Source organism: Stenotrophomonas sp. YJH_SMC_32 (assembly GCF_059369975.1).
The window spans coordinates 636251-651106 of the sequence record NZ_JCAFTE010000001.1 but is presented as its reverse complement, the minus strand read 5'-3'; the positions used below and the strand labels follow the sequence as shown (position 1 = coordinate 651106).

At 66.9% G+C, this 14856-nt stretch carries 11 protein-coding genes; 7 read left to right on the top strand and 4 right to left on the bottom strand.

Annotated elements, in window-relative coordinates; genetic code table 11:
* Positions 1-37 precede the first annotated feature (37 nt).
* The 3 genes from AC5P7S_RS02975 (at position 38) to AC5P7S_RS02965 (ending at position 4839) form a co-directional block, all read left to right on the top strand.
* Positions 38-1207, top strand: a complete 1170-nt coding sequence (locus AC5P7S_RS02975; protein WP_005419152.1) for an OprO/OprP family phosphate-selective porin — start codon at positions 38-40, stop codon at positions 1205-1207.
* Between the two features lie 66 nt (positions 1208-1273).
* Entirely contained in the window at positions 1274-3922 is a 2649-nt protein-coding gene (locus AC5P7S_RS02970; RefSeq protein WP_095377945.1) for a hybrid sensor histidine kinase/response regulator, read from the top strand.
* A 359-nt stretch (positions 3923-4281) separates the two neighbouring features.
* A complete protein-coding gene (locus AC5P7S_RS02965) occupies positions 4282-4839 on the top strand; it encodes a hypothetical protein (RefSeq protein ID WP_141239374.1) in 558 nt (185 codons plus the stop codon).
* Positions 4840-4923: 84 nt separating this feature from the next.
* Here the strand turns inward: AC5P7S_RS02965 and AC5P7S_RS02960 are convergent, their stop codons facing one another.
* The 4 genes from AC5P7S_RS02960 to AC5P7S_RS02945 are packed head-to-tail and all read right to left on the bottom strand — an operon-like array spanning position 4924 to position 8734.
* Positions 4924-5580, bottom strand: coding sequence for a response regulator (locus tag AC5P7S_RS02960; RefSeq protein WP_005419171.1), 657 nt, complete (start codon positions 5578-5580; stop codon positions 4924-4926).
* A 28-nt stretch (positions 5581-5608) separates the two neighbouring features.
* Positions 5609-6664 (bottom strand): ABC transporter substrate-binding protein, encoded by a 1056-nt coding sequence (locus AC5P7S_RS02955; RefSeq protein WP_095377943.1) that lies wholly within the window; start codon positions 6662-6664, stop codon positions 5609-5611.
* Positions 6661-8052 (bottom strand): sensor histidine kinase, encoded by a 1392-nt coding sequence (locus AC5P7S_RS02950; protein ID WP_095377973.1) that lies wholly within the window; start codon positions 8050-8052, stop codon positions 6661-6663. Before AC5P7S_RS02950 ends, AC5P7S_RS02955 begins: the two co-directional genes overlap by 4 nt.
* Positions 8045-8734, bottom strand: a complete 690-nt coding sequence (locus tag AC5P7S_RS02945) for a response regulator transcription factor (protein WP_005419188.1) — start codon at positions 8732-8734, stop codon at positions 8045-8047. The genes AC5P7S_RS02950 and AC5P7S_RS02945 overlap by 8 nt, the downstream gene beginning before the upstream one ends.
* A 242-nt stretch (positions 8735-8976) precedes the next feature.
* Here AC5P7S_RS02945 and AC5P7S_RS02940 point away from each other — a divergent pair, with 242 nt between their 5' ends.
* The 4 genes from AC5P7S_RS02940 (at position 8977) to AC5P7S_RS02925 (ending at position 14784) form a co-directional block, all read left to right on the top strand.
* On the top strand, positions 8977-10116 hold the full coding sequence (locus tag AC5P7S_RS02940) for an OprO/OprP family phosphate-selective porin (RefSeq protein ID WP_070489913.1): 1140 nt from the start codon (positions 8977-8979) through the stop codon (positions 10114-10116).
* A 74-nt stretch (positions 10117-10190) separates the two neighbouring features.
* The gene (locus AC5P7S_RS02935) at positions 10191-11519 is read left to right on the top strand and encodes a CitMHS family transporter (protein ID WP_065185398.1); all 1329 of its coding nucleotides are present in this window, start codon (positions 10191-10193) and stop codon (positions 11517-11519) included.
* 24 nt (positions 11520-11543) lie between these two features.
* Positions 11544-12284 (top strand): acetoacetyl-CoA reductase, encoded by a 741-nt coding sequence (gene phbB / locus AC5P7S_RS02930; RefSeq protein WP_005419193.1) that lies wholly within the window; start codon positions 11544-11546, stop codon positions 12282-12284.
* 202 nt (positions 12285-12486) lie between these two features.
* Positions 12487-14784 carry a TonB-dependent receptor gene (locus AC5P7S_RS02925; RefSeq protein ID WP_095377942.1) on the top strand — a complete coding sequence of 766 codons (2298 nt, stop codon included), beginning with the start codon at positions 12487-12489 and terminating at the stop codon, positions 14782-14784.
* Positions 14785-14856 lie beyond the last annotated feature (72 nt).

Genomic DNA, 14856 nt, shown 5'->3' with positions numbered 1-14856 from the left:
TCCTGTCCACACGCAATCTGAGAGAGCCGCACCCAACATGCGCCCGAATCCCACCTTGCTGGCCCTGTCGCTGGCCGCCCTACCCGCCCTCGCTTCGGCTGCGGATTTCGACAACTGGCCGACCAAGTACACCTTCGGCGACGGCACCGAGTTGGCCGCTACCGCCAACATCGCCTACGACTACAACGACTTTTCCTCGGCCAGTGGCCTCGAGGACGACGACGCCGTGCGCCGCAAGGAATTCGGTGCGACGCTGAAGAAGAAGGGCGTGTACGACGCGATGGTCTACTACGACTTCCAGGCCGATACCTGGCTGGACGTGTTCGTGCGCTTCGAGAGCAAGGCCTTCTTCGGCCGTGACGTCGGCCGCTTCCGCTTCGGCTACATGAAGACGCCGGTCGGCCTGGATGCGAACACCTCTTCGCGTGCCGGCAGCTTCCTGGAAACCTCGCTGCCGGTGCAGGCCTTCTACGAAGGCCGCCGTACCGGTGTGGAATGGGTGCTGGAGCGCCCGCAGTACCTGCTGCAGGCAGGCGCCTATGGCGGCAAGGACCTGCAGGGCGACAACCCCGGCACCACCCAGGCGGTGCGTGCGGTGTGGACGCCGGTGAAGGCACCGGGTGACGTTATCCACCTGGGCCTGGCCTACTCGCAGGAGAACCCACGCGGCTACAGCGATGGCCGCGACGTGCACCACGAGGCCAGCGCCCGCCTGCGCGCGCGCCCGGAAGCCGGCCTGACCGACATCCGCTACGTCGATTCCGGCGCGCTGGTCACCGCCGACCAGATCCGCCGCACCGGCCTGGAAGGCATCTGGATCCGCGGCCCGTTCTCGCTGCAGGCCGAAGCGCTGCGCGCCACGGTCACCCGCCATGACGGCAAGCCCGACTTCACCGGCAGCGGCCAGTACGCGATGGCCAGCTGGGTGCTGACCGGCGAATCGCGGCCGTACAACGCCGGTGCGGTGGCCAACATCAAGCCGGCGCACAACTACGGTGCGGTCGAACTGGTGGCGCGTTACAGCCGCCTGGACCTCGACGATGGCGACATCCTCGGTGGCCGCCAGCACGACCTGACGTTGGGTGCGAACTGGTACCTGACCAGCCACTTCAAGTTCCAGGCCAACTACGTGAAGGTCGACGCCAGCCGTCGTGGCGTGCACAGCACGCCGGAGATCTTCGAACTGCGCGCGCAGATGCACTTCTGACCCCTTCCACGTCAGACCCCGGCGGGCGTGCACGCCACGCCCGCCGGCCCTGCGTAGACTGCCGCCATGTACTGGCTCAGCCGCCACCGGATGCTGTTGCTGACGATCCTGGTGATGGTCGGTGGCACCGTGCTGTGCGCGGTCGCCGCTGGCCATTACGCCTGGCGGCGCGCGCTCGGCGACGAAAGCAGCCAGGTGCAACGCCAGCTGCAGCTGTATGGCCAGGGCCTGCAACAGCGCATCGACCGCTTCGGCACCTTGCCGCAGGTCATGGCGCTGGATCCGGATCTGCTGCACGCACTGCGTGTGCCGCCCTCGCCCGGCGAACGGCAGCGACTGAACCTGAAGCTGCAACGTGCCAATGAAGTCACCCGGGCCTCGACCCTGACCCTGGTCGGCCACGATGGTGTGGCGGTGGCGGCCAGCAACTGGGACCAACCGACCAGCAACGTCGGCGAGAACTACAGCTACCGCCCCTACTACCGCCAGGCGCTGGCGCAGGGCCGTGGCCGCTTCTACGGCATCGGCATGACTACCGGCGTGCCCGGCTATTACCTTTCGCAGGCCATCGAGGATGACGGCAAGCGGCTCGGCGTGGTGGTGATCAAGGTCGAGCTGTCCGCGCTGGAACAGGAATGGTTGAGCAGCCCGGACGTGGTGCTGGCCAGCGACGACCATGACGTCGTGTTCCTGTCCAACCGGGACAGCTGGCGCTACCGGCTGCTGCGTCCGCTGCGTGCCGGTGAGCGCCGCGAAATGCTCGATGCACGTCAGTACGCCGACCGTGCCCTGCAGCCCTTGCGTGCACGTACCGAAGACGTGCTGTCCGATGGCGGCCGCATGGTGCGGCTGCTGGAGCCTGCGCTGCCGCAGCCGATGCTGTGGCAAAGCCTGGCGCTGCCCGCCGAGGGCTGGAACCTGCACCTGCTGCACGACGCCGGCGCCGCTACTGCTGCCGGTCGCGCGGCCGCCCTGACCGGCGGTGCCGCGTGGCTGGCCTTGGGCTTCCTGGTGCTGTTCGTGCAGCAGCGCAGGCGCTTGGCCAAGCATCGCCTGCGCAGCCGCCGCGAACTGGAAACCCTGCTCAAGCAGCACGCACAGGAGCTGCGCACCGCACAGGATGGCCTGCTGCAGGCCGCCACCGACGCCGACAGTGGTCTCAGCCGCAGCCTCGAACACCTGCCGCAGGGTGTGGTGGTGATCGACCGCGACCTGCGCCTGGTCGCGTGGAATTCGCGCTATCTGGAACTGTTCCGGTTCCCGGCAGACCTGGTGCGCGTGGGCCGGCCGATCGAGGAACTGTTCCGTTTCAATGCCCGTCGTGGCCTGCTCGGTCCCGGCCCGGTGGACGAGGCCATCGAGCGCCGCCTGAACCACCTGCGCAGTGGCCGCCCGCACATGCGCGAGAGCGAAAAGGACGACGGCACGGTGCTGGAGATCCGCGGCAATCCCCTGCCTGATGGCGGCTTCGTCACCAGCTACGCCGACATCACCAGCTACAAGAATGCTGCGCGCGAACTGCGCTCGCTGGCCGATGCGCTGGAACACCGCATCGCCGAACGCACCCGTGACCTGGACGAGGCGCGGCGCGAGGCCGAGCAGGCCAACCGCTACAAGACCCGCTTCGTCGCCTCGGCGGTGCACGACCTGCTGCAGCCTCTCAACGCTGCGCGCATGTTCGTCTCGGTGCTGCGCGGCAAGCTGGGCGACCCGGTGCAGCAGCAGACTGCCGATCATATCGATGCCGCACTGGCGGCGCAGGACGCGATCCTCAACAGCCTGCTGGATATCTCGCGCCTGGAATCAGGATCGCTGCAGGTCCGCGTGCGCACGTTTGCACTTTCTCCGCTGCTGGAGACCCTGGCGCGCGAGTTCGGCATCGCCGCCCAGACCCGTGGCCTGCAGCTTGACTGGGTGGATACCCGCGCAGTGGTGGTCAGCGACGAAGCCCTGCTGCGGCGGATCCTGCAGAATTTTCTGTCCAACGCGTTGCGCTACACCCCACGTGGGCGCCTGCTGATCGGCTGCCGGCGTGCAGGCGATCAACTGCGCATCGAAGTGCATGACCAGGGCCCGGGCATTCCGGAAAGCCTGCAGGGTGAGATTTTCGAGGAGTTCCGCCGGCTGAATGACGGCGTGGAACAGGAACGTGGCGCCGGCCTGGGCCTGGCCATCGTCGAACGCATCGGCCGCCTGCTCGGCCACCGCATCAGCCTGCGCTCTACACTGGGCAAGGGCAGCGTCTTCGCCGTGAGCGTAGCACTCGGGCGCGCCGACGATGTGATCGCACCTGCCGCAGCGCCGGTCATCGCGAGCGAACCCTCCGACGACAGCCCACTGCGAAAGTGCCGGGTGTGGAGCATCGACGATGATCCCCACGTCTGTGCGGCGACCCGTGCGCTGCTGGAGCGCTGGGGTTGCCAGGTGGAACTTGCCGACGGTCCGCAGGGTGCACTGGAAATCGCCAGTGCATTGAACGTGCCGCAGTTGCTGCTGCTGGACGTGCGCATGGGGCAATGGCACGGACCGAACCTGTATGAAGCGCTGTGCACGCTGTGGAAGGCGCGGCCGCCGGTGATCCTGGTGACCGCCGAGCGTGATGAGGCACTGAAGGCGCATGCCGCCGAGAACGGCTGGGGCTTCCTGCTCAAGCCGGTGCGACCGCCCGCGTTGCGGGCATTGATGACGCAGATGTTGTTGCGGCATCGGGGCTAGGACGGCTCGGCCACGCGGGCGTCGCGTTGCCGGCGCACGCTGGCTTTGCTCCTCGTTGATTCCGTACCGAATTCCCAAACCTCTTCGCGCGACAGCCATGGGCAAGGAGGAAATGGATGCGCCGCGTCATTGCGTAGGGCATGGAGAAAATCCGAGTGGGGAGAGAGCAGTCTCCTGACTGACCGGCGCTGCTGAGGATCAGTAGATTTCAACGTTCGGCTGATCGGCAGATCGTACTGAAGACAGCCACAGCCTACGGCCAAGGATCCAGCATGCCCTGCCATCACCTATCCATCGCCCCCCTCCGATACCTCCATCGAATCACAGCAATGCTCTTCTGCCTGTGCTGCGCGGGATGCATGGCTGACAGCACACCAGATACGGACGTCAGCCTCAGGAGGGCCGCGACAGAAGCAAAGGCTCCTCCAGCCATATCGAATGCGGACGCCTCGCCGAACCCCGGCATTCCGACAGCGGCCACGCATCGCGCAGCATCTTCGCTCGCGCTTCTTCGGTCAGAATCCGCACTCGTGTTCAAGGACGGCATCTCGATCCTGGCCGCCGAGGGCCTCCTGCAGTCAAGCAGAAACATGTCGGATGCGATCAACCGCATGACGCAGGATGCAGCTTCCAGCCCCGAGGCGCAGGACCTGACCCGGCACTATCGATCATCACTTGAACGTGCAATCGGTCAAGAAGGTGTACTTGAACGCTTTTCGTGTGGCCTGAGCATCTGCATCGGTATCGCCCGGACCCGAAGCAGCGCGGATCATGAGGCGTGGGGTCACAGGTTTGCGTCAGATGCATCCTCTCCCACTTACAGCTATGCCGAAGCGTCTGAGCATTCCTGGATGGGATACGAGAACAGGTTCATCTTTTCGATCGACCCGCAGATGAGTTCGATCAGCGGCAACTGACGGGCCAGACTCCATTTTCGCGTTGGCGCAGTTGATTCGAGCAGCTCAGAATGCTCTCACCGAGAGCCAAGTGCCCTGCCCAGGTCAGCCGTCCATCCCTGCCCGCGCGTCGCCTTCCGGTTCCAGCGCCTTCACCAGCACCGCCGCCTGCGTGCGGCTATGGCATTCGAGCTTCTTCAGGATGGCAGTGACGTGCACCTTCACCGTGTTCTCGGCCAGGCCCAGCTCGTAGGCGATCTGCTTGTTGAGCAGGCCATCGGCCAGGCACAGCAGCACGCGGAACTGCTGCGGGGTCAGCTGGGCCAGGCGGCTGGCCAGCAGCGCATCGGCCTCCGAGCGCTCGGCGGCCATTGCCGGGAACCACAGGCCGCCGTCGAGCACCGCCTGCACGGCCTCGCCGATGGTCTCGGCCGGGGCCGACTTCGGGATGAAGCCGGCCGCGCCGAACTGCTGGGCACGGCGGATCACCCGCGGATGGTCGTTGGAGGAGAGGATCACCACCGGAATGTCGGGATGCGAGCCACGCACGTGCAGCAGCGCGGAAAAGCCGTGCGCGCCAGGCATGGTCAGGTCGAGCAGCACCAGGTCCACGTCCGGCTGCGCGTCGAGCGTCTCGGCCAATGCCTCGGCGCTCGCAACCTCGCGCACCTGTGCCAACGGCAGGCTCTGCCGCAAGGACTGCACCACCGCCGAACGCAGCAGCGGGTGGTCATCGGCGATCAGGATGGTGTATTCGCTCATACCGCCATTGTACGGGCAGGTCGCCGCCTCAGCGCCCGGCCGGCTCGACGCTGCTGCGCCAGGCATCGAGAAACTGGCGACGCTTGAGCGCGTCCAGATACACCAGCAGGCCCGGGCCGAGCTGGATCGGACGGCGGCTGCGGCCGGGCGCATCGTCACCGCGTGCGTTGCCGGTCACGATCGGCATCAGCCGCGCTTCGCGCGACAGCACCTGCTGGCCACGCGGCGACAGCAGGTAATCGAGGAAGCGCCGCGCTTCTTCCGGGTGTGGGCCGGTACGCGGGATCACTGCGGTACGCAGCACCACCAGCGTGTAGTCCTCGGGCTCCACAATGCCCAGCGGCGCGCCGGCATCAACGCGCGCCTGCGCGTAGGAGCCAAGCACGTTGTAGACCAGCGACAGCTGGCCACTGGCCACCTGGTCCAGCAGCACGCCAGTACGCTCCTCGCGCACCACGTCGTTGTCGCCGAGCGCGCCCAGCAGCGCGCCGGCAATGCTGCCGCGCTGCGCGTCCTGGGTCGCCAAAAGGTAGCCGACGCTGCTGCGCTCGATGTCATAGGTGCCGACCCTGCCGCGCAGGGGTGCACCTTCAGCACGCAGCCGGTCCAGCAGCTGGCGGCGCGTGTGCGGCACCTTGGCCGAAGGAATCGCGCGGGTGTTGTAGACCATCACCACCGGCTCGTAGCTGATGCCGAACGCCTCGTTGCGCCACTGTGCCCAGGCCGGCAGCGCGGCGGTCTGCGCCGAACGGTGTGGCAGCGCGTGACCGTCATTGACCAGCTTGGTCTGCAGGTCCATGCCGCTGGAGATCAGCAGGTCCGGTGATGCCGGGCCGCCGCGGTCGTGCAGGTACCGCGCGTACAGGTCCTGGGTGATGATGTCCTCGTACACCACCTCGGTGCCGGGGTGCAGGCGCTGGTAGTCGGCGATGACCACCGCGAACACTTCGATGTCGGTGGTGCCGTGGATGCGCAGCTGAGCGGTGGCCGCTCCCTGTGCGGGAAAACGGCGCACATCGCCGGGCGCAGCCAACACCGGCAGGGCCAGCAGCAGCGCAACAGTCGTGGCGAACAAGCGGATCATGGACTGCTCCGGGGCAGGCGGATGGTGGCGACCAGCCCGCCCTGCGGGCGGTTGCTCAGGTCAATGCGGCCGCCATGGCTGTCGACCACGCGCTTGACGATGGCCAGGCCCAGCCCGGCACCACCTGAGGGCGCGCCTTCGCCACGGGCGAAACGCTCGAATACGCGCTCGGCATCGGCCGGGGCGATGCCCGCGCCGTGGTCGGCGATGGTCAGCACGGCCTGCTCGCCTTGCACGGTAAGGGCAATCTGCAAGTCGCCGTCACCGCCGTACTTCAGTGCGTTGTCGACCAGGTTCTTGATCGCCTCGCGCAGCAGCAGCGCATCGCCGTGCACCAATGCCGGTTCGGCGGTCATCGCCAACTGCACGCGCGGCGCCGGACCGGCCTGCGGCAGCGCTTCATGCAGGGCCTGGTGCACGGTCTCGGCCAGGTCCACCGCCGCAAAGCGCTGCAGGTGCGAACGATGGATCACGCTGGCGTCGCTGAGCAGCTGGTTGAGCAGCCGGCTCATATGCGTGGCGTTGCGCTCGATCGCCTGCAGGCTGCGTCGCATGTCCTCCGGATCGTCATCATCCAGCGCCAGCTGTGCCTGTGCGCGCAATGCCGCCAGCGGCGTGCGCATCTGGTGCGCAGCCTCGGCCATGAACGCGCGCAGTGTCTCGTTGCTGCTGGACAGGCGTTCCATGAAGCGGTTCAGCGCCGCCACCATCTGGTCCATCTCGCGCGGAACGCGGGCATCCAGCGGCTTCAGGTCGGACGGCTCCCGTCGCGACAGCTCGCGCTCCACCCGCACCAGCGGCCGGAATGCGCGATGCACGCCGAACGCCACCAGTGCCAGCAGCAGCCCGGACAGCACGCCGATCGCCAGCAACGCGCGATTGACCATGTCCTGCGCGACCGCTTCACGCGCACGCCGGGTCTGGCCGACCTGGACCTGCACCTCGCCCTGCGCCGAGGCAGCGGCGAAGCTGCGGCCGACCACCACGAAGCGCACGGTCTCGCCGCTGTAGGTGGCATCGAACAGCTGCGGCTGGGTACCGGGCCGGCGCGGCGCTGCCGGCAGGTCATCGTAGCCGGTGATCAGCGTGCCGCGGCTGTCGGCCACGCGATAGAACACGCGGTCCTCCGGCGCCATCGCCAGCAGGTCCAGCGCCGCATACGGCAGATCGACCTGCCACTGCCCATCGACCAGCGCCACCGAATCGGCGATGGACAGCGCCGAGGACACCAGCAGGTGATCGTAGGAACGGTTGGCGGCACGCTGGCCGTAATCGCGTGCGGCGAACAGCAGGGCCACCGCGAACACCGCCAGCAGCACGCCGAGATAGAGCAGCAGCGTGCGCCGCAGCGAACCCGGCGCCGCAGTCGCAGCGCGCGCGTCAGCCATCGGCGTCGGCATGGGTATCGCTGGCCTCCAGCAGATAGCCGACACCGCGCACCGTGGTGATGCGCAGCGGTGCGCCCGCCAGCTTCTTTCTCAGGCGGCCAACATACAACTCGATGGCATTCGGGCCCGCTTCGTCATCGAAACCGAACAGGCCGTTGCCGATCTCATCCTTGCCGACCACTTGGCCGAGGCGCCCGACCAGGATCTCCAGCAGGCGGTACTCGCGGTTGGGCAGTTCGATCGGTTCGCCGTCGAGGCTGACCCGGTGCGCAGCGTTGTCGAACTGGAAGCCGCCGATCTGCACCACTTCGCTGGCCTGGCCACGCGCACGCCGCAGCAGCACACGGCAGCGCGCTTCGAACTCGCGGAAATCGAATGGCTTGCCCAGGTAATCGTCGGCACCGACATCCAGCGCCTGCACGCGATCCTCGATGCCATCGCGCGCGGTCAGCATCAGCACCGGCGTGCTGTCACCGCGCTCGCGCATGCCGGCCAGCACGCGCAGGCCATCGAGCTTGGGCAGGCCGATGTCCAGCACCACCAGGTCGAAGCTCTGGTAGCGCAGCACGCTGGCGGCGGCCAGGCCATCGGCCTGCCAATCCACGGCGTGCCCGCTGCGGCGCATCCGGCGGATGATCGCATCGGCCAGATCCGGGTTGTCTTCGACCAGCAGCAGGCGCATGGGCACACGGGTGGGAGGGGAACCGAATGCTACCGCATGCCGCCGCCGCGCTTGCTGGGCACGGCACGGCGAGATCGGCGACACGCTTTTCGCTGCACCGCACAAACCGCTGACAGGACGATGACAGCTTGCCCGACCCAGACTGCGGCCGCGCACCGTCCGGTGCCCACGATTGCCGCGCGCCTGGCGCGCACCTGGGAGGGTTTGTGGAATTCACGTTTGCCTGGCGGCGTCCTGCCGCCATGATGGCGCTGGCTGCCCTGTCGGCGCCGGCCTTCGCTGCCGAAGACGACCGCCCGGTCACCGCCACCCTCGGTGGCCGCCTGCACCTGGACTTCGCCACCTTCGACAACGACAACCGCGGCACCCCGAACAAGGACGACACCGAGATCCGTCGCGCCTGGCTGGACGTGTCCGGCAAATTCTTCGTGGTCGACTACAAGCTGGAAGCCGACTTCTCCGGCGACCGCGTCGAGGCCAAGGATGTCTACCTGGCACGCAGCTTCGGCGAGGCCGGCAAGCTGACCGTCGGCCAGTTCAAGCAGTACTTCTCGCTGGATGACCGTACCAGCTCCAACTACGGCAGCTTCCTGGAGCGCGGCAACGCCGGCACCACGCTGGCGCCGCTGTACCGCCTGGGTGCGTCCTGGCAGGCCAATCCGGGGGATTTCACCTGGGCGGCCAGCCTCTACAGCCTGGAGAGCATCGACGCCTGGCAGGTGAAGGGCCGCGCGGCGGGTGGTCGCGTCACCTGGGCGCCCACGCCCAGCGACGGTGACGTGCTGCACCTGGGCCTCTCGCTGGCCCGCGAGGCCTACGACAACCCGGGGGCCAACGGCGTGCCCGGCCTGCGTATCCGCCCGCGCCCGGCCGGCCACCTGTCCGACAACAGCCGCCTGACCCTGGTCGACTTCTCCGCCGGCCGCGATACCGACGTCAACAAGTGGTCGCTGGAATACGCGCAGGTGCGCGGCCCGTTGTCGTGGCAGGGCGAGTTCAGTGGCGCCACCTTCGATGATGGCGCCCAGCGCGGCGACGTGATGGCGGCCTACGGCATGCTCAGCTGGTTCGTCACCGGCGAAAGCCGTGCCTACGACCGCAAGACCGGCCGCTTCGCACGGGTCAAGGACATCCGCCACAAGGCTGGGGCCTTCGAAGTAGCGCTGCGTTACGACCAGATGTGGGGCGCGCAGCACCTCGATGGCGCGCCGGACCTGCGCCGTGGCAGCACCGAAGCCTGGACGCTGGGTGGCAACTGGTACCTGCGCGACAACCTGCGCTTCATGCTCAACGTGATCGAAAGCCGCAACCGCGACCGCCTGGCCGGGGTCACGGTGGACCGCACGCGCGCGGTCACCGGCCGCCTGCAGTACGACTTCTAAGCCAGCTGTGCCGGGCAAACCACCCGGCCCCCTTCCACTCCCCCACATCCTGTTTCGCAAGGAGTCCGCAGATGATGCTGAGCATCCTCGGCTTTGGCATGGTCATTACATTCATGTACTTGATCATGAGCAAGCGGTTGTCGCCGCTGGTGGCCCTGATCACCATTCCCATCCTGTTCGCGCTGATCGGCGGCTTCGGTGCCGGCATCGACGAGATGATGCTGGAGGGCATCAAGAAGATCGCGCCGACCGGCGTGATGCTGATGTTCGCCATCCTCTACTTCGGGGTGATGATCGACGCCGGCCTGTTCGATCCGCTGGTAAGGGTGATCCTGCGCTTCGTCAAGGGCGACCCGATGAAGATCGTGCTTGGCACTGCCGTGCTGGCGATGCTGATCTCGCTCGATGGCGACGGTTCGACCACCTACATGATCACCGTCTCGGCGATGCTGCCGCTGTACCAGCGGCTTGGCATGAACGCGCTGAACATGACCTGCGTGACCATCCTCGCCGGTGGCGTGATGAACCTGACCCCGTGGGGCGGCCCGACCGCACGCGCCGCCACCGCGCTGCATGTGGACCCGGCCGATGTGTTCGTGCCGCTGATTCCGTCGATGGTGATCGCCTGCGCCGGCGTGTTGCTGCTGGCCTGGTACCTGGGGCTGAAGGAACGCCGCCGCCTCGGCGTGGTGACGCTGCCCAAGGGTGGCAGCTGGATGGACAACAGCGTGTCCGATGACACCAACCCGCTGCCAACCGTCGAGGACGCCGAAGACATCAAGCGGCCGAAGCTGCTGTGGGTGAACCTGGCGCTGACCCTCGCACTGATGACCGCGCTGATCATCGGCGTGCTGCCGATGCCGGTGCTGTTCATGGTCGGCTTCGCCGTGGCCCTGGTGATCAACTACCCGAACCTGGCCGAGCAGCGCCGCCGCGTGGTCAACCATGCCGGCAACGTGCTGTCGGTGGTGTCGCTGATCTTCGCTGCGGGCATCTTCACCGGCATCCTCAACAACACCGGCATGGTCGAGGCGATGTCACACAGCTTCCTGGCGGTGATTCCGGAGTCGTGGGGCCCGTACCTGGCGGTGATCACCGCCGTGGCGTCGATGCCGTTCACCTTCTTCATGTCCAACGACGCGTTCTACTTCGGCGTGCTGCCGATCCTGTCCGAAGCCGCCGGCAACTACGGCATCACCCCGGTGGAAATGGCGCGCGCCTCGCTGGCCGGCCAGCCGGTGCACCTGCTCAGCCCGCTGGTGCCCTCCACCTACCTGCTGGTGGGCCTGGCCAAGGTCGAATTCGCCGACCACCAGAAGTTCACCCTGAAGTGGGCCATCGCCATCTCGATGCTGCTGATGATCGGCAGCCTGCTGTTCGGCCTTTACCCCCTCGCCGCCTGACCCTTTGCCAAGGAGCCTTCTGCAATGACGCTTCGAATCGCTTACGTCACCAGTGGAATGGGCAGTGTCGGCACTGCCATCTGCCAGAGCCTGGCCCGCAGCGGCCACACCGTGGTTGCCGGCTGCGCGCCGAACTCGCCGCGCAAGGCCAACTGGCTGCGCGAGCAGCGCGAACAGGGCTTCGACTTCATCGCCTCCGAAGGCAACGCCACCGACTGGGCCTCGACCAGCGCCGCGTTCGCCAAGGTCCGCGCAGAAGTCGGTGAAGTGGACGTGCTGGTCAACAACTCCGGCGGCAGCCGCGACCTTCTTTTCCGGCAGATGACGGTGGAAGACTGGAACGCGGTGATCGCCTCCAACCTCAATGCGCTGTTCAACCTGACCAAGCAGGTGGTCGATGGCATGGCCACGCGCGGCTGGGGCCGCATCATCAACATCGGTTCGGTCAGCGCCCACAAGGGCCAGATCGGCCAGGTGAACTACGCCACCGCCAAGGCCGCGATGCACGGTTTCAGCCGTGCACTGGCCGCCGAAGTGGCCTCGCGCGGGGTCACCGTCAACACGCTGTCGCCGGGTTACATCGCCAGCCAGGCGATCAGCAGCTTCCCGCCGGATGTACTGGATCGGCTGGCCGCCTCGGTGCCGGTGCGCCGGCTGGGTCGGCCCGAGGAAGTGGCCGGCCTGTGCGCGTGGCTGGCCTCGGATGAAGCCTCGTACGTGACCGGTGCCGACTATCCGGTCAACGGTGGCCTGTACATGGGTTGAGCCCTCCCCCACGGAGTGCGCGGGGCCGGTGAATCTTCGTTCGCGAGGGGGATCCGGCCCCTTTTTCTATCGGGTTGCAGGACACGCACGGGGGCCTGCGTCGTTCGTTGGTTTCTCGTAAAGAAGGTTTCATGTTCCGTTCGCATAGTGGCCATGCACCGCGCACGTGTGCCGGTGACCACCCCCCATGCAACGGACCACCATGCAGACCCGACACCTGACGATCGCCGTGGCGATCGCGCTCTCCGCCGCCACCAGCGCCCATGCCGCCACCGCCGCCGATACCGGCGCCAGCACCGATGCCGCGCTGAGCGCGCAGACGCTGGACACCGTCTCCGTGATCGGCCAGGGCGAGACCCGCCAGGTGCAGCGCATCACCACCGTCGACAAGCAGGTGCTGCCGCCGGGTACCAGTGGCCAGAAGATCCTCGACCGCCTGCCGGGCGTGTCGGTGCAGTCCAACGATGCCTTCGGTGCCAATGAGGAATCGCAGACCATCAGCCTGCGTGGCTTCGACAAGAGCCGCCTCGGCTACACGCTGGACGGCATCCCGCTGGGTGACAACAGCTACGGCAACTACAACGGCCTGAGCATTGCCCGCGCGATCATTGCCGAGAACCTGGCCGGTGCCGAGCTGTCGCAGGGCATCGGTTCGCTGGGCGTGGCTTCGACCAGCAACCTGGGCGGCACCATCCAGTATTTCTCGATGGACCCGTCCGCTGAATTCGGTGGCCGCGCCAGCGTCACCGTCGGCGACAACAACCAGCGCCGTGGCTACCTGCGCGTGGACACCGGCGACCTCAACGGCTTCTCGGCCTATGTGTCCGGCGTGCACCAGGACCAGGACATGTGGGCCGCGCCGTACCAGAACCAGACCACCCGCCAGTTCAACGCCAAGGCCGTGTGGAATATCGGCGACCACCGTTTCGGCGCGTTCGTGGCGACCTCGCGCGCCAGCCAGGCCAACTACGCCTACCTGTCCAAGGACATGCTGGCCCGCGGCCTGGGCTATGACTGGAACATCTACGCACCGGACTGGGACCGCGCCGTCGCTGCTGCGTACTGCGCGCCGGGCACCTACAACAAGGCGCGCTGCAGGTTCAGCGGCGGCGTCAACAGCATCGACGATGCGTACTACCAGAGCCGTGCACTTCGCGACGACAACCTCTATTCGGTCGATGCCGACCTGCGCCTGGGCGAGCAGGGTCGCCTGAAGTTGCTGGCCTACCACCACGACAACCGTGGCCAGGGCCACTGGTGGGCACCGGGCCAGCCGTCCTACCCGGGCACCGACAGGATGCTGCCGATTTCGATCCGCAGCACCAACTACACGATCAACCGCGATGGTGTGACCGCCGCGCTGTCGTGGACGGTGGGCATCCACGAACTGGAGGCCGGCCTGTGGTACGAGCAGAACGACCATAACGTGTCGCGCAACTTCTACTACATCAGCGGCCCGTTCCTGGACGACCTGTACCTGAAGAACCCGGACCGCCTGCTGTTCAACCAGGATTTCGACATCCGCACGCGCCAGTTCTACGTGCAGGACCGCATGCGCTTCCTCGACCAGCGCCTGACCGTGGACGTGGGCATCAAGAGCCCGAACACCCGCATGCGCGCCACCGCCCAGCCGGGCGTGGAAACCAGCATCGCTTCGGGCACGCTGACCGCCAAGAAGTCGGTGCTGCCGCAGGTGGGCCTGGGCTTCAAGCTCAACGCCAACAATGAACTGTTCGCCTCGTACGCCGAGAACATCGCCGCCTTCGTCGGTGGCGGCAGCGGTGGCCCGTTGCAGGTGTCGCCGGAATCGTTCGCAGCCAGCGCCGGGCTGGAACCGGAGAAGTCCAAGAGCCTGGAAGCCGGCTTCCGTACCTTCGGCGAGAAGTACCAGGCCTCGATCGCGGCCTACAACGTGAAGTTCGACAACCGCCTGCTGTCGCTGAACCCGTGTTCCAGCATCGAAGTCGGCACGCGTCCGGAGTGCGTAACGCGCTTCATCAATGTCGGTTCGGTGAAGAGCCACGGCGCGGAACTGACCTTCATCCTCAAGCCGATCGACGGCCTGCAGTGGTACAACGCGCTGTCCTGGAACAAGACCACCTACGAGGATGACTACACCTCGGGCGGCGCGATCGTGCCGGTGGCCGGCAAGATCACGGTGGATACGCCGCAGCGCATGGCCTCCAGCGAGATCAGCTGGAACCGCGATGGCTTCTTCGCCAGCCTGCGTGCCAAGTACACCGGCAAGCGCTACTACACCTACACCAACGACCAGTCGGTGCCGGGGGTGACCACCTTCGACGCCGGTGCAGGCTACGACTTCGGCCCGGGCCTGGGCCTGCGCAACGTTCGGGTGTCGTTGAATGCGACCAACCTGACCAACAAGCGCTACGCCGGCCAGCTGAGCTCGTTCGCACCGACCGATCCGAAGGGCACGCGCTATGCGATCCATGCGAGCGCACCGCGGCAGCTGTTCATGACGGTGGCGGCGGAGTTCTAAATCGAAAGCGTTGCCCCGCGGCGTCTTGATTACCGCTGCGGGGCAGGGCCGGATGGGCCGGCGCAGGACACG

Bases quoted from the DNA above. Each gene is read 5' to 3' on its own strand.
- AC5P7S_RS02975 (WP_005419152.1), top strand. From the start codon at position 38: ATGCGCCCGAATCCCACCTTGCTGGCCCTGTCGCTGGCCGCCCTACCC.
- AC5P7S_RS02970 (WP_095377945.1), top strand. From the start codon at position 1,274: ATGTACTGGCTCAGCCGCCACCGGATGCTGTTGCTGACGATCCTGGTG.
- AC5P7S_RS02965 (WP_141239374.1), top strand. From the start codon at position 4,282: ATGGCTGACAGCACACCAGATACGGACGTCAGCCTCAGGAGGGCCGCG.
- AC5P7S_RS02960 (WP_005419171.1), bottom strand. From the start codon at position 5,580: ATGAGCGAATACACCATCCTGATCGCCGATGACCACCCGCTGCTGCGT.
- AC5P7S_RS02955 (WP_095377943.1), bottom strand. From the start codon at position 6,664: ATGATCCGCTTGTTCGCCACGACTGTTGCGCTGCTGCTGGCCCTGCCG.
- AC5P7S_RS02950 (WP_095377973.1), bottom strand. From the start codon at position 8,052: ATGGCTGACGCGCGCGCTGCGACTGCGGCGCCGGGTTCGCTGCGGCGC.
- AC5P7S_RS02945 (WP_005419188.1), bottom strand. From the start codon at position 8,734: ATGCGCCTGCTGCTGGTCGAAGACAACCCGGATCTGGCCGATGCGATC.
- AC5P7S_RS02940 (WP_070489913.1), top strand. From the start codon at position 8,977: ATGATGGCGCTGGCTGCCCTGTCGGCGCCGGCCTTCGCTGCCGAAGAC.
- AC5P7S_RS02935 (WP_065185398.1), top strand. From the start codon at position 10,191: ATGCTGAGCATCCTCGGCTTTGGCATGGTCATTACATTCATGTACTTG.
- phbB (WP_005419193.1), top strand. From the start codon at position 11,544: ATGACGCTTCGAATCGCTTACGTCACCAGTGGAATGGGCAGTGTCGGC.
- AC5P7S_RS02925 (WP_095377942.1), top strand. From the start codon at position 12,487: ATGCAGACCCGACACCTGACGATCGCCGTGGCGATCGCGCTCTCCGCC.